Source organism: Streptomyces sp. NPDC008238 (genome assembly GCF_042956445.1).
GTDB lineage: Bacteria > Actinomycetota > Actinomycetes > Streptomycetales > Streptomycetaceae > Actinacidiphila.
The window spans coordinates 1-26,030 of record NZ_JBIBGK010000011.1; the positions used below are offsets into that span (position 1 = coordinate 1).

The following is a 26,030-nucleotide window of genomic DNA, read 5'->3' on the forward strand; positions in this document are numbered from 1 at the left end:
CTGGACGACGCCGTGGCGCACTCCGGCCTCCGTGGCGAGGCGGGCCAGCCGCAGCGCCCCGTCCAGGCCGGTCGCGGTGGGCTTCTCGGTGTAGATGTGCTTGCCGGCGGCGATCGCCTTGGTGATCGCCTCCTCGCGGGCGGCGGTGACCTGGGCGTCGAAGTAGATCTCGGTGGCGGGGTCGGCGAGCACGGCGTCCAGGTCGGTGGAGACCAGGGCGGGGTCCAGGCCGTGGCGTTCGGCGAGGGCGCGCAGCGCGTGCTCGCGGCGGCCGACGAGGACGGGCTCCGGCCACAGCACCGTGCCGTCACCGAGGTCGAGTCCGCCCTGCTCGCGCAGGGCGAGGATCGAGCGGACGAGGTGCTGGCGGTGGCCCATTCGTCCGGTGACGCCGTTCATGGCGATCCGCACGGTCCTGCGTGTCACGTGGGGTTCCCCTCTCCCGTGGATCTCCGGGCGGTGACAGTAAGCGCTTTCCCTCTGCTCACGCTAACGGCTGCCGGACACCCCCGACAAGAGGGGACACGACGAAGGGCGGCCGCACGTCCCCCGCCTGACGTGGGGTCATCGGTCCGGACGCGGGGCGGTGGTGTTCCCGTCGCGTCGCATTCGCCTCCCGACACCCCGGGGCGGTTGCCCGCACGGCGGCCGGCCCGCACAACCGGCGACACCGGATGCCGTCGGCGTGCGCCCGCGGTGGCGCGCCCGTGCGCCCGGGGCTCCGGCACCCCGGATCCCGACGCGCCGCCCGCCGTGGGGTGTTCGGCGCGACCGCCGGACGCGGCGCGACGGACCTCCCACGACGACCCCGGCCCACAACCCCGGACCCCGGCCGCCGCGGGGCCGCCGGGGACTCCGCAACAGGCTCCGCGACGGCTCCGCCGGCGACGGCCACAGCACGCCACGGCCTCTGAAACGTTTATAGAAAGCGCTCGCCAAGATCAGCACCCCAGCGCGGTGCGGGACCCCCGGCAAGGTGCCCCGCGACTCCGCTCCCCCGGCGGCCCCCGAGGTGAGAACATGTGCCGCTACGGGCGGAGGGCCCGGGGATGACCGACCCGGAGGAAACAGACGAGATGGCAGTGACCCTCGCCGACGTGGCGGCGCGCGCCGGAGTGTCCGCCGCGACCGTCTCGCGCGTCCTGAACGGCAACTACCCGGTCGCAGGCAGCACGCGCGAGCGGGTGCTGCGGGCCGTCGACGACCTCGACTACGTCGTGAACGGGCACGCCCGCGCACTGGCCGCCGCCACCTCCGACCTGGTCGGGGTCCTGGTCAACGACGTCGCCGACCCCTTCTTCGGGCTCATGGCCAGCGCGGTGCAGAGCGAGATCTGCGGCGGCGCCGAACAGCCGTCGGGGCCGCCCGCGGGTGCCGGGAAGCTCGCCGTGGTCTGCAACACCGGGGGCTCCCCCGAGGCCGAGCTCAATTACCTGACCCTGCTGGAACGGCAGCGCGCCGCCGGCGTGGTGCTCACCGGCGGCGCCGTGGAGGGCACCGGTCACAGCGCCGCCGTGGCCGGCCGCCTCGCCCGGCTCGCCGCCTCCGGCACCCGGATCGTGCTGTGCGGCCGCCCGCCCCTGCCCGAGCTCGCCGGCCTGGCCGGGCCCGCCGCGGACTCCGTGATGACCGTCGCCTTCGACAACCGCGGCGGCGCGCAGCGCCTGACCGAGCACCTGCTGGGCCTCGGCCACCGCGCAATCGGCTACGTCGCGGGCCCCGCCGAGCGCAGCACCACCCGGCACCGCCTGGAGGGCCACCGCACAGCCCTGGCCGAGGCCGGACTCGCGGGCTCCCCCGCCGAACTCGACCGCCTCACCGTGCACGGCTACTACGACCGCTCCTCCGGCTACGACGCCGCGCTGGAACTGCTGCGCCGCGAACCGGAGCTCACGGCCGTCGTCGCCGCCAACGACACGGTGGCGCTCGGCGTCTGCGCGGCGCTGCGCGAGCGCGGGCTGCGCATCCCCGAGGACGTCTCGGTCGCCGGCTTCGACGACCTGCCCTTCAGCGTGGACGCCGTCCCCGCGCTCACGACGGTGCGCATACCGCTGCAGGAGGCGGGCGCCCGCGCGGGACGCCTCGTCATGGGGCGGCAGGCGCCGCCTCCCGGCGGGCAGGCGACCGTGCGGACGGAACTGATGGTAAGGGCGTCGACGGCGGCGCCGCGGAAGGTCGCGTAGCGGCCACGGGAGCGCCCCGGGCGCGCGCCCGTACCGGGGGCCGATACCTGTGCAGGACCACCCGGTTCGGATTACCTTTGACCCAGTCAAAGAATTTCCGGGAGGACCGCCGTGACCGTCCAGGAGATCCGGGCGTTCAACCGCTTCTACACCAACCTCATCGGCGCGCTCGACTACAGCCGCCACCTGCACACCCCGTACACCCTCACCGAGGCCCGCGTCCTCTACGAACTCGCCCACGCCCCCGACGGCGGGCTGGACGCCGCCGACCTGCGCGCGGCCCTGTCCGTGGACGCCGGCCAGCTCAGCCGGATGCTGGCGGCCTTCGGGGAACGGGGCCTGCTGACCCGCGCGCCGTCACCGCAGGACGCCAGGCGGCAGCGCGTGAAGCTGACGCACGACGGCCGCGAGGCCGCCCGGCTGCTGGAGGACCGGTCGCGGGAAGCGGTCGGGTCCCTGGTCGGCGGGCTCGCCCCGCACGACCGCGACCGCCTCACCGAGGCCATGCGCACCGTACGCGACGTCCTCGGCGGCGACGCCGCCGGCACCCGGTCCCCCGCCGCGGCCCGGGTCCGGCTGCGGGAGCCGCGCCCCGGCGACCTCGGCTGGGTGGTCCAGCGCAACGCGGAGGTCTACGCCGAGGAGTACGGCTGGAACGCCGAGTACGAGACCCTCGTCGCCCGGATCGTCGCGGACGGCCACGAGCGGGCCTGGATCGCCGAACTCGACGGCGAGCGCGCCGGGTGCGTCTTCTGCGTACGCGACGACGCACCCGGCACGGCACGGCTGCGCCTGCTCCTGGTGGACCCGGCCGCCCGGGGCCACGGCATCGGCCGCCGGCTGGTCGAGGCCTGCGTCGCCCACGCCCGCGCGGCCGGCCACCGCGAGCTGGTGCTGTGGACGAACGACGTCCTGGTCTCCGCCCGGCGCATCTACGAGGCGGCCGGTTTCGAGCTCGTCGGGCAGAAGCCGCACCGCAGCTTCGGCCGCGATCTCGTCGGGCAGGACTGGCGACTGGTGCTGTAACGTCCGAAAAGTGAAGCTCGCGTTCTCGACCCTCGGCGTGCCGGGGCTCCCCGTGCCGGACGTGGTCCGGCTCGCCGTGGAGCACGGCTACCACGGCGTGGAGCTGCGGGCGGGCCACGAGGAGCCGGTGCACAGCGGCCTGACGGAACGGCAGCGTGCCGACGTGGCGGGCGAGTTCCGCGGCTCCGGCGTCGCGGTCCTGGCGGTCGCCTCCTACGTGCAGGTGGCCGCTCCGGGCGAGGACGCCCCCGCGCTGCGCGGGCTGCGCGACCACGTACGCCTCGCCGCCGACCTCGGTGCCTCCTACGTACGGGTGTTCCCCGGCGGCGGCGAGGACGACAGGGACGCCGCCGACACCAGGGCGGCCCGCCGGCTGGCCGCGGTCGCCCCGGAGGCGGCGGACGCGGGCGTGCGCGTCCTGGTGGAGACCCACGACTCGCACCGGACCGGCGCGGACGTGGCGCGGATCCTGGGGCTGGTGGGCCATCACCACGCGGGCGCGCTCTGGGACGTGATGCACCCGTGGCTGGGCGGCGAGCAGCCCGAGCACACCTATCCGGTGCTCGCCCCCTACCTGGGCTACGTGCAGGTCAAGGACGTCTCCTCGGCGGCGGACACCACCCCGCTGCCGCTCGGCCACGGGGCGCTGCCGCTGGCCGGCACGGTGGAGGTGCTCAGCCGGGCGGACTGGGACGGCTGGCTGTGCTGGGAGTACGAGAAGCGCTGGTACCCGCAGGTGCGGGCGCTGCCGGAGCTGCTGTCGCGGGGGCGTTCGCACCTGCTGCGGCTGCTCGGCGAGTCCGCCTGAGCCCGCTTGAGCCCGCCTCCGGCCCCGACGCCCGCGCCGGGTGCCGGGCACCCGTACCCTTAAGCACCAGCGAGTGCTGCCGAGCTGTCGGTTTCAGCGTTGCTGAACGGTGTGCCCTTCCGGCGGGCGCACGGGATGACGAGGTGAACGGATGCTGGACCTGGCCCGGCTGCGGGCGCTGCACGCCGTGCACGTGCACGGATCGGTGGGGGCCGCGGCCACGGCACTCGGCTACACGGCCTCCGCCGTGTCCCAGCAGATCGCCAAGCTGGAGCGGGAGACCCGTACGACGCTGCTGGAGCGGCAGGGGCGCGGTGTGGCGCTGACCGAGGCCGCCCAGCTGCTGGCGGAGACCGCGCAGGAGCTGATGGCGATCGTGGAGCGGGCCGAGGTGGCGCTGGAGGAGCGGCGCGGCCGCCCCACCGGACGGCTGACCATGGCCGCCTTCCCGACCGCCGCGCGCGGTCTGCTCCCCGAGGTGCTCGCCGGGCTGACGGCCGCCTACCCGTCGCTGGAGCTGCGGCTGCTGGAGGAGGGCGCCCACCTGTCGGTCGACCTGGTCTCGCGCGGCGTCGTCGACCTGGCCGTGGTGCACGACTGGGACATCGCGCCGCTGCCCGCGCCCGAAGGGCTGGAGCGGGTGGTGATCGGCGAGGACCACTGCGACGTGCTGGTCCCGGCCGGGCATCCGCTGGCGGCGCGCGCCGCGCTGGTCCGCGAGGACGTCGTCGACGAGCGGTGGATCTGCCAGCCGCCCGGGCACGTGTGCCACGACTGGCTGGTGCGGACCCTGCGGGAGGCGGGCGCCGAGCCGGACCTGGCGTTCCAGGTCGCCGAGTACCAGACGCAGTTGGCGCTGGTGGCGGCCGGGCTGGGGATCGCGCTGGTGCCGCGGCTGGGGCGCGGGCCGGTGCCGGAGGGTGTGGTCGTGGTGCCGCTGGAGCCGGCTCCCGTGCGGCGGCTTTACGCCTTGTGGCGGACGGGGGCGTCGCGACGTCCGGCCATCACGGAGACGGTCCGGGCGTTGCGCGCCCACTACCCGGGGGTCGTTGCCTGACCATGGGCGGATGGCACCCATCCGCAGGGAACCGTTCGCGTCCCCGTCCCGTCCAACCCGCGTGCTGCCGGGGAGTCTCCGCAAAGCGGTGTCGGTCACGCTGCTGGCTGCGTCGCTGACAACCCTCTCCGCCGCATGCGGCCGGCAGCAGCCCGCCACCGGCGTACCCCCCTCCGACAACGCCGGTGGCGGCCCCTCCACCTCCGCGATCGCCACCCTGCCCACCGGTCCGGCGCCGTCCGGCGCGCCCGCCGTGCCGTCCGTGTCCTCGACGTCGCTGTCGTCGCCGCCGTCGCCGTCCCCGCCGGGGAACGGGACGGTCTCCACCCGCCGCGTGTACTTCACCGAGACCACGCGCCGGGTGCCCGCGGTGCACACGGTCCTCGACGGCGAGCGCGACCTGGGCCGGTTCCCCGGCTACTTCATGAAGTCGGCACCGGAGATCGCCGACGACATCGCGCGGCGCGCCGCGCGGACCGACTTCTCGCGCTCGGTCCTCGTCGCCTGGAGCCGGACGACCGGCTGCAACAGCACCAGGGACGCCGTCCTCTTCCGGGGCGGCGACCGGCTGACGCTCGGCCTGGCGCAGCGGCCGATGGGTCAGTGCCTGGTCGCCAACCAGGTGGTCACCGTGTTCGAGGTGCCGCGCGACCGGATGCCGAAGCGGCCGCGTTTCGCGCAGGAGGCGGACCCGCGGGCCGATCCGCCGGCCCCGGGGAGCACGGTCGCGTTCGGCGGCCTGGAGGAGACGCGGGATCGCATCGGCCGGCGCAGTGCCGAGGTCACCACGGCCCGGCAGCTGGACGCCTTCCTCGCCGGTCTGCCCCGCAAGGGGGCGGCCGCGCTGCGCGAGCAGCTGGCACGGCATCCCCGGCGCCCGGACGAGCGGCGCTTCGCCTTCGTGCTGACCGGCTGCGCGCCCACCGGGGCCGTCCTGACCATCGGCCGGCAGGAGATCTCGGCCTCCCCCACCGGGGACGAGCACATCCGGTGCGTCCAGGTCCAGCACTACGCGGCGGTGCTCACGGTGCCTGCGGTGCTCGTGCCGGAGCGTGCCCGACTCATTGACTGACAATTACTTTCCGGCTAAGCGTGTCTCCTTGAAGGTTTCTTTCAGCGCTTCCGCCTCCTCCTGCCGGAAGGAGTCCGTCATGCACAGCCGTCCCCGTCCCTCCCGCCGCACGGTGCTCGGTGCCACCGCGGCCGCCTCCACCGCCCTCGCCCTCGGCGTCCCGGGCACCGCGAGCGCGGCCGCGGCCGACCGCAGACGCGTCCGTGCGCTCATCGACCGCATGAGCATCGAGGAGAAGATCGGCCAGCTCTTCGTCATGCGCGTGTACGGCCATTCGGCCACTGCCCCCGATCCGGCCGACGTGGCCGCGAACCAGGCCGAGATCGGGGTCTCCGACGCCGCCGAGCTGATCGGGAAGTACCACGTCGGCGGCATCATCTACTTCGCGTGGGCCCACAACACCCGTGATCCGCACCAGATAGCCGACCTCTCCAACGGCATCCAGCGGTCGTCCCGGATCCCGCTGCTGATCTCCACCGACCAGGAGCACGGCGCCGTCGCCCGGGTCGGCTCCCCCGCCACGCTCTTCCCGGGCGGGATGGCGCTCGGCGCGGGCGGCAGCACCCGGGACGCCCGGCGGGCCGCGGCCGTCGCCGGGGCCGAACTGGCGGCGATGGGCATCGGCCAGGACTACGCGCCGGTCGCCGACGTCAACGTCAACCCCGCCAATCCCGTGATCGGCGTGCGCTCCTTCGGCGCCGACCCGAAGGCCGTGGCCGCGCTCGTCGCCGCCCAGGTGGAGGGCTACCAGCGGGCCGGGGTCGTGGCCACCGCCAAGCACTTCCCCGGACACGGCGACACCGGCACCGACAGCCACTACGCCCTGCCCGTCATCACGCACTCGCTGGAGGAGTGGCGGCGCCTTGACGCCCCGCCGTTCCGCGCCGCGATCGCCGCCGGCATCGACTCGATCATGACCGCGCACATCCTGGTGCCCGCCCTCGACGACTCCGGCGACCCCGCCACGCTGTCCCGGCCGATCCTCACCGGCATCCTGCGCGAGGAACTCGGCTACGACGGCGTGGTCGTCACCGACTCCCTCGGCATGGAGGGCGTACGCCAGAAGTACGGTGACGACCGCGTCCCGGTGCTCGCCCTGAAGGCCGGCGCCGACCAGTTGCTCAACCCGCCGGTCCTGGAGACCGCCTGGCAGGGCGTGCTGGCCGCCGTGCGGTCCGGGGAGCTCACCGAGGAGCGCCTCGACGAGTCCCTCACCCGGATCCTCACGCTCAAGGCGCGGCGCGGGCTGCTCGACGACCCGTACGTCACCCACCGCGGCGTGGACCGGACGGTCGGCACCCGCGGCCACCTGGCGGAGGCCGACCGGATCACCGAACGCACCGTGACGCTGCTGGCGAACCGCGGGACGCTGCCGCTGCCGGCCCACCGTCGGCTGCTGGTCGTCGGTGCCGACCCGGCCGCGCCCTCGGGCACCGGCGGCCCGCCCACCGCGGTGCTCGGCGCGGCGCTGGCCGGCCTCGGGCACACCGCCCAGGTCCTGTCGACCGGGACCGCGCCGGGGCAGGCCGCGATCGACCAGGCGGTGGCCGCCGCGCGGGACAAGGACGCGGTGGTGGTGGCCACGTACAACGTGACCGGGGCGTCGACGGGCCAGATCGCGCTGGTCGCCGCGCTCGTCGCCACCGGCGTGCCGGTGGTGCAGGTCGCGATCCGCAACCCGTACGACGTCGCGCGGCTGGAGGGGGTGGCCGCGTCGCTGGCCACCTACGGCTGGACGGACGTGTCGATGCGGGCGGCGGCACGGGTGCTGGCCGGCAAGGTGCGGCCCACCGGGAAGCTGCCGGTGGCGGTACCCGCCGCGGACGACCCGTCACGGACCCTCTACCCGGTCGGCTGGGGCCTGCGGTACTGAGCCCGCGGCGCGCGGGGCGGCCCCTCCCGGAAAGGGGCCACGCCACTTATCCTGCCGAAAACGGGCAACTCGCCCGGGGGGACGGGTGGGGGGCCGCCATGCGCGTGTTGTCCGGACAGCTCCTGGGAGCGGCGTGGCTGGTCGCGGTGGTGCTCGCCGCCTGCTCGCCGGGCCCGGGCGGCACGGGCAGCGGCGCCGCCGCTCCCGCGGTCCCGTCCGTCACCCATGACGCGGTCTTCCTGGACCGCGGCGACTGCGCGGCCCGCGACCGGGCCGGCGCCTACCGGGAGGTGGGCTGCTCGGACCCGGCCGCCCGCGCCCGCGTCGTCGGCCGGCTGTACGGGCTGCTGCCGGCCTCGCCGTCGCCCGCTCCCCCGGCCGCCGCACGGGCCGGCGACCGCTGCCCGCCGACCACGGACTTCCTGCTCACCGTCACCGCCGCCCGCCCCCAGGGCTACGCCTGCATGCGCAACCTGGCGGCACCGCACCCCGGGGACCCGGGCGGGCGCGGCGGGCCCCGCACGATCGCGGGCGACTGCGTCTACACGTCCCGGAAGGGACAGGTGAAGGAGACGCCCTGCGACGGATCGGGGCCGCACGCCCCGCAGTTCCGGGTCGTGGAGCTGGCCCGCGGCCGCGGGGCCTGCCCCACGGGGACGGCCCTGTACGTCGGGGTGGGCGCCGGGCCGGCGGGCGTGGGGTGCGCCCGCCGGCTCTGACACCCGATCAGAAGGGCAGCCGGCCGGCGGCCTCGGTGCTCCGGTCGAGCTTGGCGTCGTACGCCGCCAGGGGCCTGGCCGAACCGGGGTCGGCGCGTACGGCCGCGGGGGCGACCCCGGCCCACTCCAGCACCTCGGCGGTGGCCTTGGCGCGGTCCGCCGCGCCGAGCGCGCCGATGACCGCGCCGTGGTTGGCGCCGGGCGCCCACATCACATAGGAGTCGTGCGCGCCGCGCGAGAGCCGGAACGGCTCGGCCCCCCAGGGGTCGTTGGACCCGTACACGAACAGCATCCGCTCCGCGTGGTGGCGCACCCAGGAGTCGACGTCGTGCATCGCGCGGGGCTGGAAGCGCATCGGGATGGAACGCGGCACGTAGGAGCGCGGCTGGTAGATCCCGGGGTAGCGCAGCAGCCCCTTCAGGTGCGGGGTGGCGAACGTCGGGGCGCCGAGCTGGGTGCCGGCCTGGTAGTAGTACGGCGTGTAGTACTCCAGGCCCTGGTCGGTGTAGAAGTCGAAGCCGGAGACGGAGTCGACGAAGGAGTAGATCGCGTCCGTCGTGGCGCTCGCCGCGGGGACGTCCGCGCACTCCGCCTGCTGGTGGTACTGCCAGAAGGCCCACACCAGGTCGAGCACCACGTTCTCGTACGCCCGGTCGGCGCTGCCGACGGTGGTGAAGGTCAGCCCGTTGTCCGCGGCGTACTTCTGGTAGCGGGCGACGATCTCGCCCCGGCGGACGAGCGCCTCGCGCTGCACGGCGTTCAGCTTCGCCCGGCAGTCGGCGGTACCGACGGTGCGGAAGAAGCGGGTGTAGGCGGAGTCCTCGTCGTTCACCACGTCGTTGGGGGCGACGTAGGCGACCGTGCCGGCCATGTCGTGCGGGTAGAAGCGGCGGTAGTACGTGGCCGTCATGCCGCCCTTGCTGGCGCCGGTCGCGAGCCAGTTCTCGGCGTAGATCCGGCTGAGGGCCCGGTAGATGCGGTGCTGGTCGCTGGCGGCCTGCCAGATGTCGAGCTTGGACCAGTCGGCGGGGGCCGGCCGGGACGGCGTGAAGAAGCGGTACTCCATGGAGACCTGGTTGCCGTCGACGATCTGCGTCGGCTCACGGCGCGAGGGGGTCGTGGAGAGGCCGTAGCCGGAGGTGTAGAAGACGGTGGGCCGGTCGGTCCCCTTGTGCAGCACGGTGATCCGCTGCTTGAACGTCCCCTTGGACGGGTGCCGGTGGTCCACCGGCTGCGTGTAGTCGAGGACGAAGAAGCGGTATCCGGAGACCGGCTTCTCCTCGATCAGGCTCATCCCGGGTATCGCCAGGATGCGGTCCCTGATGTCCGGCTCGTCAGCGGTCGCGGTGGCGACTCCACCGCCGGCGATGCCTATGAGCAACACCAGCGCCAGCAGCCATCTGAGCGCGTTGCGCATGCCCCCTCCTTCGGGGTTCGACGGGCGTCGCCCGTGAACCTATGAGGAGGAAGTCGTCTGCCGCCAGGGGGCGTTGGGCAAAGAGCGGCGGCCCGGACCACCGGGTCCGGGCCGCGGGGCGGCGAGGGGCGGCGGTCTAGGCGACGGCCTCGCTGCTCTCGTCCTCGCCGACGAAGGTCCGCCACAGCGCGGCGTACCGGCCGTCGGCGGCGAGGAGTTGCTCGTGCGTGCCGTCCTCGACGACCCGGCCGTGGTCGAGGACGACGACCCGGTCGGCGCGGGCCGCGGTGGTCAGCCGGTGGGCGACGACCAGGGTGGTGCGGCGTACGGCGAGCCGGTCGGCGGCCTGGTTGACCAGTGCCTCGGTCGCCAGGTCCAGGGCGGCCGTCGCCTCGTCGAGCAGCAGCACATCCGGGTCGACCAGCTCGGCGCGGGCCAGGGCGATCAACTGCCGCTGTCCGGCGGAGAGGTTGCGGCCGCGTTCGGAGACGGAGTGCAGGTAGCCGCCGTCCAGGGTGGCGATCATCTCGTGGGCGCCGACGGCGCGCGCCGCGGCCTCCACCTCGGCGTCGGTCGCGTCCATCCGCCCGTAGGCGATGGCGTCCCGGACCGTCCCCTCGAAGAGGTACGCCTCCTGCGGGACGACGCCGAGCCGCTGCCGGTAGCCGGTCAGGTCGAGCTCGCGGATGTCCTGGCCGTCGACGAGGACGGCGCCCGAGGTCGGGTCGTAGAACCGGGCGACCATCTTGACCAGCGTGGACTTGCCCGCGCCCGTCTCGCCGACGAAGGCCACCGTCTGGCCGGCGGGGATCCGCAGGTCGATCCCGGACAGCGCCTCGGCGCCCTCGTCGGTGTAGCGGAAGTGCACGTCGCGGAAGGCGATCTCGCCGTGCAGCCGGCCGACCCCGCGCGGGGACTCGGCGGGCGGGGTGGCGGTGGGCGTGCGCAGCAGCTCGCGGATGCGGCCCAGGGACACCGACGCCTGCTGGTAGCCGTCGAAGACCTGGGACAGCTGCTGGACGGGGGAGAAGAACAGGTCGATGTAGAGCAGGTACGCCACCAGCGCGCCGGCGGTGAGGGTGCCGGCGCCGACCCGGTGGGCACCGACGATCAGCACCAGGGCGGCGGCGACGCTGGACAGCAGCTGCACGAAGGGGAAGTAGACCGAGATCAGCCACTGGCCGCGCACGCGCGCCTGCCGGTAGGCGTCGCTGCGGCCGGCGAACCGCAGGGCGCCGCCGCGCTCGCCGCGGAAGGCCTGCACGACGCGGAGCCCGGCGACGTGCTCCTGCAGGTCGGCGTTGACGACACTGACCCGTTCCCGGGCCAGCTCGTAGGCCTTGACGGACTTGCGGCGGAACACCCAGGTCGCGACGAAGAGCACCGGCAGGGTGGCGAAGACGATCAGTGCCAGCTGGACGTCGATCACCAGCAGCGCGCCCAGGATGCCGAGGAAGGTGAGCACGCTGACCAGCGCGGTGACCAGACCGGTCTGCAGGAACGTCGAGAGCGCGTCGACGTCGGTCGTCATCCGCGTCATGATGCGGCCGCTCAGCTCGCGCTCGTAGTAGTCGAGGCCGAGCCGGTGCAGGTGGGAGAAGATCTTCACGCGGAGCATGTAGAGCACGCGCTCGCCGGTACGGCCGGTCAGGCGCGTGGAGCCCCACTGCGCGGCCCACTGCGCGGCGACGACGGCCAGGCCCAGCAGGGCCGCGACCCATACGGCGCCGAGCGCGGCCTGCCGCACACCGGAGTCGATGCCGTGCCGGATCAGGACGGGCAGCAACAGCCCGGCCAGCGCGTCCACGGCGACGAAGACCAGGCTCAGCAGCAGGGGGCCGCGGAAGCCGCGCAGCAGACTGCGCAGGCCGAAGTCCTTCTCGACGGAGGCCGCCGCGTCCTCGTCGACGTCCGGGGTGTCCAGGGCCGGGGGCAGCGCGGCCACCTGCGCCAGCAGCTCGGGGGTCGCGGGCATCCCGGCCATGGCCGAGGCCATCCCGCCCGGTCCGCCGCGCACGGCGGCCGGGGAGGGCGCCCCCTGTGTCCGTCCCGGCTCCTCGTCACGGTGCCGGCGGTCCCCCGGCCACAGGGCGGCGGTCACGCCGCCGTCCGCGGGCGCCGAGGCGGCGGGTCGCGCCGTGGGGGCCGCGACCGCGCCCTCGCCGGGCCATTCGGTGAGGGGCACGACCTCGCCCGCGGGGTCGTGGGTGACGACGTCCGAACCGAGCTCGTCGGGGTCGGTCAGCAGCCGCCGGTACAGCGGGCAGCGGGCTTCCAGCTCCTCGTGGGTGCCCACGTCGACCAGCCGGCCGGCCTCCAGCACGGCGATCCGGTCGGCGAGGGCGAGGGTGGAGCGGCGGTGGGCGATGAGCAGGGTCGTGCGGCCCGCCATCACCTCGCGCAGCGCGTCGTGGATCTCCGCCTCGACGCGGGCGTCGACGGCGGACGTCGCGTCGTCGAGGACGAGCAGCCGCGGGTCGGTGAGGATGGCGCGGGCCAGGGCGACGCGCTGGCGCTGGCCGCCGGAGAGGGTCAGCCCCTGCTCGCCGACGACGGTGTCGTACCCCTCGGGCAGGGCGCTGATGAACCCGTCCGCCTGGGCGTGCCGGGTCGCGGTGAGGATCTGCTCGTCGGTGGCGTCGGGGTGGCCGTAGGCGATGTTGGCGCGGACGGTGTCGGAGAACAGGAAGCTGTCCTCCGGCACGAGGCCTATGGCGTCGCGCAGGGAGTCGAAGGTGAGGTCGCGCACGTCGCGGCCGCCGACCCGCACGGCGCCGCCGGTCACGTCGTAGAAGCGCGGCAGCAGGAGGGAGACGGTCGACTTGCCGCTGCCGGAGGCGCCGACGACGGCGACGGTCTCGCCGGGTTCGACGGTGAGCGAGAAGTCGTCCAGCACCGGGCGGGTGCGGTCGTAGCCGAAGCTGACGTGGTCGAACTCGACGGTCGCCGCGGCCTCGGGGGACAGCTGCCCGGCGCCCTCCTCCAGGCTCGGGCGGGTGTCGATGAGTTCGGTGACGCGCTCGACGCCGGCCCGGGCCTGCTGGCCGACGGTGAGCATCATCGTGAGCATGCGCACCGGGCCGGTCAGCTGGGCGAGGTAGGTCGAGAAGGCGACGAAGGTGCCCAGGGTGATCTGGCCCCGTACGGCCATCCAGCCGCCGAGCGCCAGCATGCCGACCTGCCCGAGCGAGGGCACCGCCTGCAGGGCGGGGCTGTAGCGGGCGTTGAGCCGGATGGTGCGCAGCCGCCCGGCGAACAGCCGCTCGCTGACGGAGCGCAGCTTGGACATCTCCTGCTGCTCCTGGCCGAAGCCCTTCACAACGCGGACGCCGGTCACCGAGCCGTCCACGATCCCGGCGACGGCGGCGGCCTGCCCCTGCGCGTACCAGGTGGCGGGGAAGAGCCGCTTGCGGCTGCGGTCGGCGAGGAACCACAGGGCGGGCGCGACGGCGAGGGCGATCACGGTGAGCAGCGGCGAGAGCACGAACATCACGACGAGCGACAGCACGAACAGCAGGACGTTGCCGATCATCATCGGCGCCATGAAGAGCAGGCCCTGGATGAGCTGCAGGTCACTGGTGGCCCGGCCGACGACCTGGCCGGTGTTGAGCTCGTCCTGGCGCGCCCCGTCGAGCCGGGTGAGCGAGTGGAACATGTCCGTGCGCAGGTCGTGCTGCACGTCGAGGGCGAGTCTGCCGCCGTAGAAGCGGCGCAGGAAGGTCATCAGGTAGACCACGACGGCGGCGCCGACCAGCACGCCGGCCCACGGGGCGAGCGGCTTGTCGTGCTTGACGATCACGTCGTCGATGATCAGCTTGGGGACGAGCGGCACGAGCGCCATCACGGCCATGCCCGCGAGCGAGGAGCCCAGCGCGAGGGAGACGTTGCCCCGGTAGCGCCAGCAGTACCCCATCAGCCGTCGCAGCCAGCCCTGGGCCCTCACGGCCTGCCCTGCCTTCGCTTCGTCGTCCTTCGCCGTCACCCGGTGTCCTCCCGTCCCGTCCTTCTCGCCGGAGGATCACAACGCGTTGGAGTGCGGATTTCATCCTCCCGCAACAAAACTACGACGAGGGTCCGACAGCGTTCCGCCCGAGGTCCTGGGCCGCCGGCGCGCGGAAACGTATCCCCTCTTGCCCGGGCCGGGCTCAGGGCCGCCCGGTCACCCCAGGTGGGTGGGCGCGAACATCCGCAGGCGCGCGGGGAGCACGACCACGGACGGGCCGGGCGCCGCGAGGGCGGCCTCGAGGTCGTCCCGGAGCCGCTCGGGACGGGTCAGGACCGCCGGCACGCCGAAGGATGCGGCGAGGGCGACGAAGTCGGGCCGGGCCAGCTCGGTGCCGGTGGCCTCGCCGAAGGCATCCGTCATGTACTCGCGCAGGATGCCGTAGCCGCCGTCGTCGACGATCAGCCAGGTGACCGGCAGCCCGTACTGCCGGGCGGTGGCGAGCTCGGCGATCGAGTACATCGCCCCGCCGTCGCCGGAGACGGCCAGCACGGGGCGGGAGCGGTCGGCGGCGGCCGCGCCGAGGGCGGCGGGGAAGCCGTAGCCTAGGCCGCCGGCGCCCTGGGCGGAGTGCATCGGGCCGGGCCAGGCGGACCAGGCCCAGTAGGCGAGGATCGTCATGTCCCAGAAGCTGGGGGCGTCCTCCGGGAGGGCGTCGCGCACGGCGGCGAGGACGCGCCGCTCCAGGCCGAGGTCCTGGCCGTCGATCCGCTCCCCGACCCGCGCCAGCAGGGCCGCCACCGCCTCGGGGGCCGCTGCGTCGCGGCGCTCGTCGACGGCCTCGGCGAGCCGGCCGAGGGCGAGCCGGGCGTCGGCGTGGATGCCCAGCGCCGGGTGGTTGGACTCCAGCTTGCCGAGGTCGGCCTCGACCTGGATCACCCGGCCGCGCGGGCGGAAGGTGTGGTAGTTCGAGGACAGCTCGCCCAGCCCGGAGCCGGCCACCAGCAGGACGTCGGCCTCCTCCAGGAAGTCGGTGGTGTGGCGGTCCTCCAGCCAGCTCCGCAGCGACAGCGGGTGCTCCCAGGGGAAGGCCCCCTTGCCGCCGAAGGTGCAGGCCACCGGGGCGTCGAGCCGTTCGGCGAGGGCGCGCAGTTCGGCCTGGGCCCCCGAGCGCACCACGCCGCCGCCGGCCAGCACGACCGGCCGCTCGGCGCGGGAGAGCAGCGCGGCCGCCTCGGCGATCAGCTCGGCGCGCGGGTGCAGCGGGCGGGGCTCGGCCGGCAGCTCCCCGACGGGCGGCACGCTGACGGGGGCGAGCAGCACGTCCTGCGGGATCTCCACCCAGACCGGCCCGCACGGCGCGGTCAGGGCCGACTCCCAGGCGGCGGCCAGGGCCGAGGGGATCTGCGATGCGGTGCGGACGGTGTGCACCGACTTGACGACGTCGCGGAACGACGCCTTCTGGTCGACGAGTTCGTGCAGGTAGCCGTGGCGGCCGCCGCCGAGACCGGCGACCGGCACCTGGCTGCCGACGGCGACGACCGGCACCGATGCGGCGGCCGACTCCTGGAGCGCGGCCAGCGTCATCAGCGCGCCGGGGCCGGTGGAGACCAGCAGCGGAGCGGCGCCGCCGGTGACCCGGGCGTACGCGTCCGCGGCGAAGCCCGCGTTGTTCTCCACGCGCAGGCCCACGTACTCCAGCTTGGAGCGCCGCAGGGCGTCGAAGGCGCCGAGGGCGTGCTGCCCGGGCAGCCCGAAGACGGTCGTCGCGCCGAGCGCCGCCAGGGACTCGACGACCAGGTCGCCGCCGCTGCGCTCGGTCATGCGCGGCCCGCCGCGATCTGCCGGGTCATGATCGTGGTCAGCTCGTACGCGGTGTGGGAGGCCGCGACGCTGGTGATCTCGGCGTGGTCGTAGGCCGGGGCCACCTCGACGACGTCGGCGGAGACCAGGTTGCAGGAGGCCAGGCCGCGCAGGATCTCCAGCAGCTCGCGGGAGGTGATGCCGCCGGCCTCGGGGGTGCCGGTGCCGGGCGCGTGGGCCGGGTCGAGGACGTCGATGTCGATCGAGACGTACAGCGGGCGGTCGCCGATGCGCTCGCGCAGCTGCTGGGCGACCTCGTCCGCGCCGCGCCGGTAGACGTCGGCGGAGGTGACGATGCCGAAGCCCATCTTCTCGTCGTCGGTGAGGTCCTGCTTGCCGTACAGCGGGCCGCGCGTGCCGACGTGGGAGAGCGCGGAGGTGTCGAGGACGCCCTCCTCGACGGCCCGGCGGAAGGGCGTGCCGTGCGTGAACTCGGCACCGAAGTAGGTGTCCCAGGTGTCGAGGTGGGCGTCGAAGTGGAGCAGGGCGACCGGGCCGTGCTTGCGTGCCATGGCGCGCAGCAGGGGCAGCGAGATGGTGTGGTCGCCGCCGAGGGTCATCAGGCGGGCGCCGGTGTCGAGCAGGTCGTCGGCGGCGGCCTGGATCGTCTCGACCGCCTCGTTGATGTCGAACGGGTTGGCGGCGATGTCACCGGCGTCCGCGACCTGGGCGAGGGCGAAGGGTGAGGCGTCCTGCGCCGGGTTGTACGGGCGCAGCAGACGGGAGGCCTCGCGGATCGCGTTGCCGCCGAAGCGCGCGCCCGGACGGTAGGAGACGCCCGCGTCGAAGGGCACGCCGACCACGGCGACGTCGGTGCTGCCGACCTCGTCCAGGCGCGGGAGCCGCGCGAACGTGGCGGGACCGGCGTACCGCGGGGTGCGGGAGGAGTCGATGGGGCCGCGCGGTTCGGTGCTGCTCATGGGTAACTGCCTTCTTTCATGCGCTTCGTTGCGCTCTGCTCGCTTTGTGACTTTATCCGACCGGAACGGTCCCCTCGGCGGCCGGGACGGGGCCCCGTCCGGCCAGCCGCTCCCGCCAGGCCGCCAGGACGGCGGCGTCGGTCGGCTCGGTGGCGAGGCTCACCGCGACATAGGCGGCGAGGGAGGCCAGCAGGCCGTAGTAGACGGGCTCGTTGGCGAGGATGCCCTTCCAGGCCATCAGGCCCACGACGGCCAGTCCGCCGACGGCCACCGAGGCGAGGGCGCCCTGCGCGGTGCCGCGCCTCCACAGCAGACCGCCGAGGATCGGCACCAGCAGCCCGCCGACGAGCAGGTTGTAGGCCACGGTCAGCGCCTCGACGACGTTGTTCAGCGCGATGGCGGTGACGATGACGACCACACCCATGACCAGGATGAAGACGCGGTTGCCCGAGACCTCGTCGTGCGCGCCCTCCCGGCCGTCCCTCCCACGGGCGACGGCGCCGCGCAACCGCGACCAGATGTCGTTGTTGGCCACCGTGGCGCAGGCGATGAGCGCGCCGGAGGAGGTGGACATCACCGCGGAGAGCGCCGCGGCCAGCACCAGGCCGCGCACACCCACCGGCAGCGCGTCCTTGACGATGGTGGCGAAGGCGTCGTCGGCCGCCGCCAGGTCCGGGTACAGCACCTTCGCGGCGGTGCCGATGACGGCGCCGGCGATCGCGTACACCAGGCAGTAGACGCCGGCGACGGTGCCGCCGAGCTTGGCGACCCTGTCGCTGCGGGCGGTGAACACCCGCTGCCAGATGTCCTGGCCGATGAGCATGCCGAAGGTGTAGATCAGCACATAGGTGAAGATCGTCTGCCCGCCGATGCCCAGGGGCGCGAAGTACTCGGTCGGCAGCTGCGCCTTCATCTCCGCGAAGCCGCCCGCCTTGACCACCGCAATCGGCAGCAGCAGGACCAGCACGCCGAGGGTCTTGACCACGAACTGCACCATGTCGGTGAGCGTGATCGACCACATGCCGCCCAGCGTCGAGTACGCCACCACGACCGCGCCGCCCAGGACGATCGCCAGGGTGCGGTCCAGACCGAACAGGACGTCGAAGATCGTCGCGTAGGCGATGGTCGAGGTCACCGCGAGCATCAGCGTGTAGGCCCACATGACGACGCCGGAGATGACCCCGGCCGAGCCGCCGTAGCGCAGGTCGAGCATCTCCGAGACGGTGTAGACCCTCAGGCGGGCGATGCGCGCCGAGAAGAAGACGCTCAGCGCCAGCAGGCCGAGGCCGATCGTGAAGACCATCCACGCGCCGGACAGCCCGTACCGGTAGCCGAGGCCGACGCCGCCGATGGTGGAGGCACCGCCGAGGACGATCGCGGCCATGGTGCCGGAGTACATCGACGGGCCCAGCCGGCGGCCGGCGACCAGGAAGTCGCTCTTGGACCTGGCGCGGCGCATGCCCCACCAGCCCACGGCGAGCATGCCGGCCAGGTAGCCGATGATCACGGCGTAGTCGACGGCCATGGGCCCTCCTCCATCGATGGCGCGGACAAAGCCGCGGACGGAACCACGGGCGGAACCGCGGATGGAACCGCGGGCTTCCTCTGCGGTGACGATAGGTGGCCGGGGAGAGGCGCTGAAGTGTACGTTTCCTCCATCCCGACCGGTCCGCATGGAGGAAACGCACATGACTCCCCCGCGTCAGGACCTAACGCCGCCCACCCCGCCGATCCCGCTCGCCTCCCTGCTGGCCCTGCCCGACCTCGGCCTGCGCCAGGTCGCGGGACCGTCCGCGGCCGGGAGCGACGTCCGCGTCCTGTGGGTCCACACCAGCGAGATGGAGGACCCCGTCCCGTACCTCCTCGGCGGGGAACTGCTGCTCACCGCGGGGGTGCACTTCGCCTCGGCGGAGGGCGCCGAGGACTACCTGGACCGCTACGTGGCCCGCACGGTCCAGGCGGGCGCGGCGGCGCTCGGCTTCGGCCTCGCCCCGGTGCACGACGCGACCCCGCCCGCGCTGCTCGCCGCCTGCGACCGCCACGGCCTGCCGCTCGTGGAAGTGCCCCCGCAGACGCCGTTCACCGCCGTCGCGCGGGCGGTCTGGCAGGCCATGGGCGAGGCCAGGGTCCGCGAGCTGCGGCACGTCACCGAGGCGCAGCAGGCCCTCGCCGCCGCCGCCGCGCGCCCGGATCCCGTCCCCTCGGTGCTGCGCAGGCTCGCCGGCCGTCTGGGCGCGTGGGCCGCGCTGATCGCCCCGGACGGCACGGAGGTGTTCGCGGCGGGCACCGCCCCCGACCCGCGGGCGCGTACGGCGGCGGTCCGGCTCGCCGGGGTGGTCCGCCCGGCGCCGGACGCCCACGCACCGTCGTCGGCGACCGACACCCACGCCGGGACGCGCCTGTCGGCGTACGCCCTCGCCGGCGGCCCCCCGAGCGAGCGGCCGGCGCTCGTCCTGGCGACGGGCCGCCCCGACCCGGGCGACCACGCGGTCGCCAACGTGGCCGCCGTGCTCCTCTCCCTGCTCACCGGGCCGCACCTGGGCAGCGCGGAGGCGGGCCGGTCCGCGGCCCTGGTGCGGCTGCTGCTGGGCGCGGCCCCCAAGGACGCGGCCCCGCTGCTGGGACCGGCGTCCCATTGGGCGGTCGTGCACGCCCGCAGGCGCGCCGGCCCGGCCGGGCCGCTGCCGGCCGCCGCCCTCGGCGCGGCGCTGGGCACCGCCCTGGTCGAGCCGGGCGACGCGGTCGTACGCCTGCTGCTGCCGGCCGGCCGCGAGGTGACCGCCCAGCCGGGGTGGACCCTGGGGGTGAGCGGCCCGGTGGCGGTGGCCGCCCTCGTCACCGGCGACGGCCAGGCCGCGGAGGCGCTGCGCCGGGCGACCGCCACCCGTGTGCCGCTGGTGGTCCACCGCGGGGCCGGTCCCGGCATGACCGGGCTGGTCACCCCGGAGGACGCCCGGGACCGGGCCCGGGAGCTGCTGGCGCCGCTGGCGGGCTCGCCCGCCCTGGTGGAGACCCTGCGCACCTGGATCGGCCTGCACGGCAGCTGGGACCGCACGGCCGTGGCCCTGGAGGTGCACCGCAACACCGTGCGCCAGCGCGTCGGGCGGGCCGCGGCCCTGCTGGAGGCGGACCTGGACGACCCGGACGTACGCATGGAGCTGTGGTTCGCGCTGCGCTGGCTGTGAACCCGTATTTTGGCGCGCCGCGGCGGGCCTCCTGACACCCCGGCAGGAGGTAACGGACCGGCGTCGATCGGCCGCCGCCCGCACGCACGTCCGACAGCAGGCGACAATGGGGGTCATGCTGCCCCATGTCACCGTGCCGTCCCGCAAGGCCCTCGCCGACCACCTCGTCCGCACGCGCATCGCGGGCGACGTCGCCACTCCCCGCGAGAACAACCGCTCGCACTACCGCAGACTCGCCGAGGGCGACCGCCACTACTGGTTCGGCCTGGAGTTCGGCGACCGCTGGACGGACGAGGAGGCGGTGCTGGCGGTCATGGCCGAGCGCTGCGGCGTCGTGGCCGACCCCGGCCACGTCCGGGGGCAGGACACCATCGACCCCGAGCTGACGATCAGCGCCCTGGACCGCGCCGCCCGGATGCTCTGCAAGGCCGTGGAGGGCGGGCAGCGGGTGCTGTTCGCCACCGGCCACCCCGGCGGTCTGCTGGACGTCCACCGCACCGTGGCCGCGGCCGTACGGGCCGCCGGCGCGGAGGTCGTCGCGATTCCGGGCGGGCTGTCCACCGACGAGGGCGGCGTCTTCCAGTTCTGCGACGTGACCATGCTGGAGCGCGGCGCGACGCTGTGGCACACGCACTCCCCGAACCCGATGGCCACGGTCCTGGACGCGCTGGCCGCGCAGGGCCGGCCGATGCCCGACCTGGTCGTCGCCGACCACGGCTGGGCGGGGTGCGCCGGGCAGCGCGGCATCGACGCGATCGGCTTCGCCGACTGCAACGACCCGGCGCTCTTCCTCGCGGAGGCGGAGGGCACCGTTTCGGTGACCGTGCCGCTCGACGACCACGTCACCGACCCGCGCCACTACGACCCGATGACCGCCTACCTGCTGGACGCCGCGGGCCTGACCGGCCCCGCGTGACAGACCGGCCACGCCCCCCTGGGAGGCGTGGCCCGCTGTCTCCCGACGGGCCCCGGGCCGCCGTCCCCATGGCGGCCCGGGGCCCGATGCCGTCAGGCCGGGGCCCCTGCCCCGTCCTTGGTCCACGACATGGGAACCCCCGTTCCCCGTGGTTCCCCGTGGGCCGCCGTCGTTCCCCCGTCGGCCCCGGTTTCCCCCGTCGACCGTCCGGCACGGCCGTCCGGACATGCGGCCAGGCGGTGCGCTCGTTACGATCGCCGTCGATTCTGCCGGTCCCGCGCCGCCGGAGGATCAGCCCCGGGACGGACATCGCGGTCCACCCTCGGGTGGAGTGGAAGGCCGTCCGGAGAGAGGCGCTTGAGCGTGATACGGGTCGTGGTCGTCGACGACGAGACGCTGGTGAGGACCGCCCTGCGGCGGATCCTGGAGTCCGCGGGGGACATCAGGGTGGTCGCCGACTGCGACAGCCGCACGGCACTGGCCGCCGTCCGCGGGCACGCGCCCGACCTGGTGCTGCTGGACACGGTGATGCCCGATCCCGACGGCCTGACCGTGCTGCGCGCCGTACGGGCGCTGCCCGATCCGCCGGCCGTCGCGATGCTCACCGGATTCGACACCAGCGCCCACATCACGGCCGCCATGCGCGCGGGCGCGACCGGCTTCCTGCTCAAGGACACGGCGGTCGCCACGCTCATCGACGCCGTCCGCGTGCTCGCCTCCGGCGGGACGGTCTTCACGCCCACCGTCAGCCGCGCCGTGGTCGACGGCTACCTGGGCACGGCCGATGCCAGGGCGACGGATTCCGCCGGGGCGGCCCTGGAGCGGCTGACCACGCGGGAGCGGGAGGTGCTGCTGCTGGTCGCCGGGGGCCTGTCGAACCTGGAGATTGCCGAGCGGCTGCACATCACCGTGGCGACGGTGAAGGACCACGTACGGGCGCTGCTGCGCAAGCTCGACGCCCCGAACCGGGTGTCGCTGGCTATCACCGCGCACCGCGCCGGGCTCTCGCCGGGGAGCGCCGCGTGAGGCTCCCCCGGGCCGCCGTCGAGGGGTGCCTGGTCGCCGTCGCCGCGGCCGAGGCCTGGGCCACCCGCTCCCTGGGCGGTCCGCTCGCGCTGACGGCGGCTTATGCGGCGGCCGGCGCCCTCGCGCTGCGCCGCCGGCTGCCGCTGACGGTGCTGCTGGCCACCCTGCCCGCCCTGTCGCTGGGGTACGTGTGGCTGGCCCCCATGGCCGCGCTGTACACCATCGCCGCCGACGGCGGCGCCCTGACCGTGGCGCGCGCCCGGCGGCTGCTGCGGCGGGGGCCGCCGCTTCCGGGCGGGAGGCGGATTCCGCCGTCGATGGTGGTGACGTGCGGCGGCGCGGCAGCCATCGCCTTTGTGTCGTTCTTCCCCTGGCCGTGGATCGGGGAGGTCGACTGGGCCCCCGCGGCGACCGTCCTCGCCGTGCTGCTGTCGGCGCTGCTGGCCGTGGCCCCGACCGCGCTGGGGCTGCTCGCCGCGTCACGCCGGGAGCTGTCGGCGCGGCTCGCCGAGCTGGCCGAGAGCCGCGAGCGGGAGCGGCGGCTGGCCGCGGAGCGGGCGGTGGTCCGCGAACGCACCCGGCTCGCACGGGAGATGCACGACACCGTGGCCCACCACATCAGCCTGATCGCCGTGCAGTCGGGCGCGCTGGAGGTGACCGCCGAGGGCGACGAGGCGCGGGCCGCGGCCGGCACCGTACGGCAGCTCAGCCGCGACGCACTGGACGAACTGCGGCACATGGTGGGGCTGCTGCGGATGCCGGTGGGTGGCGAGGACGCCGGACCGGGGCTGGCCGAGCTGCCCACGCTGCTCGCCGCGGCCGGTCCCGAGGTCCGCGGCGACCTGCCCGCCCCCGGCCGGACCGGATGCCCGCCGCCGGTGCAGCACGCCGCCTACCGCACGGTGCAGGAGGCGCTGACCAACGTGCGCAAGCACGCCCCGGGCGCACGGACCGAGGTGACGGTGCGCCTCGCCGCCGACGCGCTGCACGTCGCGGTGCGCAACGCCCCGTGCGGCGACGGCGCCCCGGGCCCGGCGCTGCCGTCGGGGGGCCACGGCCTGACCGGGCTGCGCGAGCGCGCCGCCCAGCTGGGCGGCACCCTTGACGCGGGTCCCGAACCCGACGGCGGCTTCCTGGTGCGGGCCACCCTGCCGCTGGACGCCCACCGGTGACCGCCCCGCAGGCGGCCGGTGACACGGTGGCTCAGGTGGCTCAGTCCCGCGGGACGCGGACGACGCCCTCCTGGATGACGGAGACGGCCAGCCGTCCGTCCTGGGTGTAGATGCGCGCGGTGCCGAGCCCGCGGCCGCCGGAGGCGGAGGGGCTCTGCTGGTCGTAGAGCAGCCATTCGTCGGCGCGGAACGGCCGGTGGAACCACATGGCGTGGTCCAGGCTGGCGCCCACCACGTCGCCGACCGCCCAGCCGCCGCGCCCGTGGGCCAGCAGCACCGAGTCCAGCAGCGTCATGTCCGACACATAGGTGGCGAGGCAGACGTGGAGCAGCGGGTCGTCGGCGAGCTTGCCGTTGGTGCGGAACCACACCTGGGAGCGGGGTTCACGCGGCCCGGCGCCGGCGGCGAGGAACGGCGGGGCCTCGGCGTAGCGCAGGTCGACTGCGGCCCGGGCCTCCAGGAGGCGGTCCACGACTGAGGGGTCGGGGAAGCGGTCCCGGTGCGGGAGGAGCAGTTCCTCGCCGGTCGGCAGGGTCTCGGGGTCCGGCGCGGGCGGCATCGGTTCCTGGTGCTCCAGCCCGTCCTCGTACGTCTGGAAGGACGCGGACAGGTGGAAGATCGGCTGCCCGTGCTGCACCGCGACCACCCGGCGGGTGGTGAAGGAGCGGCCGTCACGGATGCGGTCGACCTGGTAGACGATGGGCGCGCCCGGGTCCCCCATGCGCAGGAAGTAGGCGTGCAGGGAGTGGGCGTCGCGTCCCTCCGGGACGGTGCGCCCCGCCGCGACCAGCGCCTGCGCGGCGACCTGGCCCCCGAAGACGCGGGGGACGACGGCGGGGCGGCTGGCGCCGCGGAAGATGTCCTGCTCGATCCGCTCGAGGTCGAGCAGATCGAGCAGGGACTGCAGTGCGTGGTGTGCGTGGTGGGTCACGTGCGTCTCTCGGGGTCGGCGGACCGTCCTGTCACAGCCCCATCGACTTGGCGATGATCGACTTCATGACCTCGCTGGTCCCGCCGTAGATGCGGTGCACGCGGTTGTCCGCGTACAGACGGGCGATCGGGTACTCCAGCATGTAGCCGTAGCCGCCGTGCAGCTGGAGGCAGCGGTCGATGACCTTGGCCGCGGTCTCGGTGCAGAAGAGCTTGGCGCGCGCGGCGTCGGCGGCGGTGAAGTCGCCGTGCTCGTGGGCCTCCAGGGCGCGGTCGACGACGGCCTGCATGGCGTCGACGTCGGAGGCGCACTCGGCGAGCACGAACTTGGTGTTCTGGAACTCGGCGACGGTCTTGCCGAAGACCTTGCGGTCGCGCACGTACTGGGTGGCGAAGCGGACGGCGGCGTCGGCCTGGGCGTAGGAACCGACGGCGATCGCGAGCCGCTCGACCGGCAGGTTGTGGGCCAGGTAGGAGAAGGCCCTGCCCTCCTCGCCGAGCAGGTCCTCGACGGGGACCTCGACGTCGGTGAAGGACAGCTCCGCGGTGTCGGAGGTGCGCAGGCCGATCTTCTCGAGCTTGCGGCCGACGGCGTAGCCCTCGCTCGTGGTGTCGACCACGAGGATCGACAGCCCGCGGCGGCGGTCCTCGGGGGCGGCGGGCGAGGTGCGGCAGACGACCAGCACGCGGTCGGCGACCACGCCGCCGGTGATGAAGGTCTTGGCGCCGTTGAGGACGTAGTGGGTGCCGTCCTCGGAGAGCTTCGCGGTGGTGGTCATGCCCGCCAGGTCCGAGCCGGTGCCGGGCTCGGTCATCGCGATGGCGGTCATCATGTCGCCGCTGATGAAGTCCGGCAGCCAGCGCTTCTTCTGCTCCTCGTTGGCGAACTCGAGGAGGTACGGGAGCACCAGGCCGGTGTGCACGCCGCTGCTGCCGAAGCTGACGCCGGCGCGGGCGCACTCCTCGGTCACCACGGCGCTGAACTTCCAGCCCGTGATGCCGGCGCCGCCGTACTCCTCGGGCACCTCGATGCCGAAGATGCCCAGCTCGCCCAGGCGCCGGTAGAAGTCGCGGGGCGGGTACCCCGCCTCCTCCCACTCGGGGTAGACGGGCACGACCTCGTTGGCGATGAAGTCCCGGATCGTCTCCCGGAAGGCCTCGTGGTCCTCGTTGAATACCGTGCGACGCACTTGGCGCCTCCTCTGCACACCGAGCGATAAGCAAGCGCTCAGTAAGTTACTTCCCGGTTGTGCGCGCTGTCCAGAGCGGCGAAGGCGCCCAGGGCCAGCCGGTGCAGCAGCAGGGCGGTCGCCGCGCGGCCGGGCAGCCCACCGTGGGGGCCGAGGTGCGGGGTGGAGTTCAGGAGGCCGAAGACGGCGTGCACGGCCGCCCGGACCTCGGACTCGGCCGCCCCGGGGTGCACGTCGCGGACGACGGTGACCCACTGCTCGACGTACTGGCGCTGCAGCTGGCGCACGAGTTTGCGGTCGGAGTCGCGGAGCCGGTCCAGCTCGCGGTCGTGGAGGATGATCAGCGCCCGGTCGTCCAGCGCGAAGTCGATGTGCCCGCGGACCAGGGCGTCCAGCGCCGCGGCCGGGCCGTCGGCCTCGGCGACGCGCATGCGGCCCGCCGAGTGGAGCCGGCCGCTGATCCCGACGAGGAGTTCGGCGAGCATCGCGTCCTTGCCCGCGAAGTGCCGGTACAGCCCCGGGCCGCTGATGCCGACGGCCGCCCCTATCTCGTCCACGCCGACCCCGTGGAACCCGCGCTCGGCGAAGAGCCGCGCGGCCTCCCTCAGGATCTGGTCGCGCCTGCCGCTGGCCGCCTTGGCCGCCGTCCTCGTGGGCTCCACACCGCACCTTTCCGCGAGGCGTCCGGTCTGCGGATGCCCCCGCGATCTCATCGTCCTACCATTCTAGA

20 protein-coding genes are annotated in these 26,030 nt (G+C 74.5%); 11 read left to right on the top strand and 9 right to left on the bottom strand.

Annotation, left to right across the window (positions count from 1 at the left end; all coding sequences use genetic code 11):
- A partial coding sequence (locus tag ACFZAU_RS22575; RefSeq protein ID WP_500553679.1) for a Gfo/Idh/MocA family oxidoreductase occupies positions 1-426 on the bottom strand: 426 nt, incomplete at its 3' end.
- 650 nt (positions 427-1,076) lie between these two features.
- Between ACFZAU_RS22575 and ACFZAU_RS22580 the strand changes: the two genes are divergently transcribed.
- The 7 genes from ACFZAU_RS22580 to ACFZAU_RS22610 all read left to right on the top strand — a co-directional run bounded on the left by ACFZAU_RS22580 (position 1,077) and on the right by ACFZAU_RS22610 (position 8,738).
- Positions 1,077-2,183: a LacI family DNA-binding transcriptional regulator gene (locus ACFZAU_RS22580; RefSeq protein WP_500553680.1), complete on the top strand. Its 1,107-nt coding sequence runs from the start codon at positions 1,077-1,079 to the stop codon at positions 2,181-2,183.
- A 111-nt stretch (positions 2,184-2,294) separates the two neighbouring features.
- A complete protein-coding gene (locus ACFZAU_RS22585) occupies positions 2,295-3,209 on the top strand; it encodes a bifunctional helix-turn-helix transcriptional regulator/GNAT family N-acetyltransferase (RefSeq protein WP_500553681.1) in 915 nt (304 codons plus the stop codon).
- Positions 3,210-3,219: 10 nt separating this feature from the next.
- A complete protein-coding gene (locus ACFZAU_RS22590) occupies positions 3,220-4,017 on the top strand; it encodes a sugar phosphate isomerase/epimerase family protein (protein WP_500553682.1) in 798 nt (265 codons plus the stop codon).
- Positions 4,018-4,168: 151 nt separating this feature from the next.
- Positions 4,169-5,074, top strand: coding sequence for a LysR family transcriptional regulator (locus ACFZAU_RS22595; RefSeq protein ID WP_500553683.1), 906 nt, complete (start codon positions 4,169-4,171; stop codon positions 5,072-5,074).
- Positions 5,075-5,162: 88 nt separating this feature from the next.
- Positions 5,163-6,146 (top strand): hypothetical protein, encoded by a 984-nt coding sequence (locus ACFZAU_RS22600; RefSeq protein WP_500553684.1) that lies wholly within the window; start codon positions 5,163-5,165, stop codon positions 6,144-6,146.
- Between the two features lie 79 nt (positions 6,147-6,225).
- Positions 6,226-8,019 (top strand): glycoside hydrolase family 3 protein, encoded by a 1,794-nt coding sequence (locus ACFZAU_RS22605; protein ID WP_500553685.1) that lies wholly within the window; start codon positions 6,226-6,228, stop codon positions 8,017-8,019.
- A gap of 98 nt (positions 8,020-8,117) precedes the next feature.
- Entirely contained in the window at positions 8,118-8,738 is a 621-nt protein-coding gene (locus tag ACFZAU_RS22610) for a hypothetical protein (protein ID WP_500553686.1), read from the top strand.
- Between the two features lie 7 nt (positions 8,739-8,745).
- Here ACFZAU_RS22610 and ACFZAU_RS22615 read toward each other — a convergent pair whose 3' ends face one another.
- The 5 genes from ACFZAU_RS22615 to ACFZAU_RS22635 form a co-directional block, all read right to left on the bottom strand.
- Positions 8,746-10,155, bottom strand: coding sequence for a S28 family serine protease (locus ACFZAU_RS22615; RefSeq protein WP_500553687.1), 1,410 nt, complete (start codon positions 10,153-10,155; stop codon positions 8,746-8,748).
- Between the two features lie 136 nt (positions 10,156-10,291).
- Positions 10,292-14,068, bottom strand: coding sequence for an ABC transporter ATP-binding protein (locus ACFZAU_RS22620; RefSeq protein ID WP_500553819.1), 3,777 nt, complete (start codon positions 14,066-14,068; stop codon positions 10,292-10,294).
- Between the two features lie 246 nt (positions 14,069-14,314).
- A complete protein-coding gene (locus ACFZAU_RS22625) occupies positions 14,315-15,922 on the bottom strand; it encodes a thiamine pyrophosphate-binding protein (RefSeq protein WP_500553688.1) in 1,608 nt (535 codons plus the stop codon).
- The gene (gene speB, locus ACFZAU_RS22630; RefSeq protein WP_500461479.1) at positions 15,919-16,881 is read right to left on the bottom strand and encodes an agmatinase; all 963 of its coding nucleotides are present in this window, start codon (positions 16,879-16,881) and stop codon (positions 15,919-15,921) included. Before speB ends, ACFZAU_RS22625 begins: the two co-directional genes overlap by 4 nt.
- A 52-nt stretch (positions 16,882-16,933) precedes the next feature.
- On the bottom strand, positions 16,934-18,406 hold the full coding sequence (locus tag ACFZAU_RS22635; protein WP_500553689.1) for a sodium:solute symporter family protein: 1,473 nt from the start codon (positions 18,404-18,406) through the stop codon (positions 16,934-16,936).
- Positions 18,407-18,569: 163 nt separating this feature from the next.
- Here ACFZAU_RS22635 and ACFZAU_RS22640 point away from each other — a divergent pair, with 163 nt between their 5' ends.
- The 4 genes from ACFZAU_RS22640 (at position 18,570) to ACFZAU_RS22655 (ending at position 23,180) form a co-directional block, all read left to right on the top strand.
- Positions 18,570-20,066 (top strand): PucR family transcriptional regulator, encoded by a 1,497-nt coding sequence (locus ACFZAU_RS22640; protein WP_500553690.1) that lies wholly within the window; start codon positions 18,570-18,572, stop codon positions 20,064-20,066.
- A 106-nt stretch (positions 20,067-20,172) separates the two neighbouring features.
- Positions 20,173-20,982 carry a phosphatase gene (locus tag ACFZAU_RS22645; protein WP_500553691.1) on the top strand — a complete coding sequence of 270 codons (810 nt, stop codon included), beginning with the start codon at positions 20,173-20,175 and terminating at the stop codon, positions 20,980-20,982.
- A 363-nt stretch (positions 20,983-21,345) separates the two neighbouring features.
- Positions 21,346-22,008, top strand: a complete 663-nt coding sequence (locus ACFZAU_RS22650) for a response regulator (RefSeq protein ID WP_500553820.1) — start codon at positions 21,346-21,348, stop codon at positions 22,006-22,008.
- Complete coding sequence (locus ACFZAU_RS22655; protein ID WP_500553692.1) at positions 22,005-23,180, top strand: sensor histidine kinase; 1,176 nt, start codon at positions 22,005-22,007, stop codon at positions 23,178-23,180. The genes ACFZAU_RS22650 and ACFZAU_RS22655 overlap by 4 nt, the downstream gene beginning before the upstream one ends.
- Before the next feature lie 40 nt (positions 23,181-23,220).
- Here the strand turns inward: ACFZAU_RS22655 and ACFZAU_RS22660 are convergent, their stop codons facing one another.
- The 3 genes from ACFZAU_RS22660 to ACFZAU_RS22670 are packed head-to-tail and all read right to left on the bottom strand — an operon-like array spanning position 23,221 to position 25,962.
- Positions 23,221-24,111, bottom strand: a complete 891-nt coding sequence (locus ACFZAU_RS22660; protein ID WP_499599131.1) for an acyl-CoA thioesterase — start codon at positions 24,109-24,111, stop codon at positions 23,221-23,223.
- Positions 24,112-24,142: 31 nt separating this feature from the next.
- Entirely contained in the window at positions 24,143-25,300 is a 1,158-nt protein-coding gene (locus ACFZAU_RS22665; protein WP_500553693.1) for an acyl-CoA dehydrogenase family protein, read from the bottom strand.
- Positions 25,301-25,338: 38 nt separating this feature from the next.
- A complete protein-coding gene (locus ACFZAU_RS22670) occupies positions 25,339-25,962 on the bottom strand; it encodes an SACE_7040 family transcriptional regulator (RefSeq protein WP_499599135.1) in 624 nt (207 codons plus the stop codon).
- Between the last annotated feature and the right edge of the window lie 68 nt (positions 25,963-26,030).

What these genes read in the sequence shown, in the direction of transcription:
- ACFZAU_RS22635 (WP_500553689.1), bottom strand. Translation starts at nt 18,406, where the DNA reads ATGGCCGTCGACTACGCCGTGATCATCGGCTACCTGGCCGGCATGCTC.
- ACFZAU_RS22645 (WP_500553691.1), top strand. Translation starts at nt 20,173, where the DNA reads ATGGGGGTCATGCTGCCCCATGTCACCGTGCCGTCCCGCAAGGCCCTC.
- ACFZAU_RS22610 (WP_500553686.1), top strand. Translation starts at nt 8,118, where the DNA reads ATGCGCGTGTTGTCCGGACAGCTCCTGGGAGCGGCGTGGCTGGTCGCG.
- ACFZAU_RS22620 (WP_500553819.1), bottom strand. Translation starts at nt 14,068, where the DNA reads ATGGGGTACTGCTGGCGCTACCGGGGCAACGTCTCCCTCGCGCTGGGC.
- ACFZAU_RS22595 (WP_500553683.1), top strand. Translation starts at nt 4,169, where the DNA reads ATGCTGGACCTGGCCCGGCTGCGGGCGCTGCACGCCGTGCACGTGCAC.
- ACFZAU_RS22615 (WP_500553687.1), bottom strand. Translation starts at nt 10,155, where the DNA reads ATGCGCAACGCGCTCAGATGGCTGCTGGCGCTGGTGTTGCTCATAGGC.
- ACFZAU_RS22580 (WP_500553680.1), top strand. Translation starts at nt 1,077, where the DNA reads ATGGCAGTGACCCTCGCCGACGTGGCGGCGCGCGCCGGAGTGTCCGCC.
- ACFZAU_RS22605 (WP_500553685.1), top strand. Translation starts at nt 6,226, where the DNA reads ATGCACAGCCGTCCCCGTCCCTCCCGCCGCACGGTGCTCGGTGCCACC.
- ACFZAU_RS22625 (WP_500553688.1), bottom strand. Translation starts at nt 15,922, where the DNA reads ATGACCGAGCGCAGCGGCGGCGACCTGGTCGTCGAGTCCCTGGCGGCG.
- ACFZAU_RS22640 (WP_500553690.1), top strand. Translation starts at nt 18,570, where the DNA reads ATGACTCCCCCGCGTCAGGACCTAACGCCGCCCACCCCGCCGATCCCG.
- speB (WP_500461479.1), bottom strand. Translation starts at nt 16,881, where the DNA reads ATGAGCAGCACCGAACCGCGCGGCCCCATCGACTCCTCCCGCACCCCG.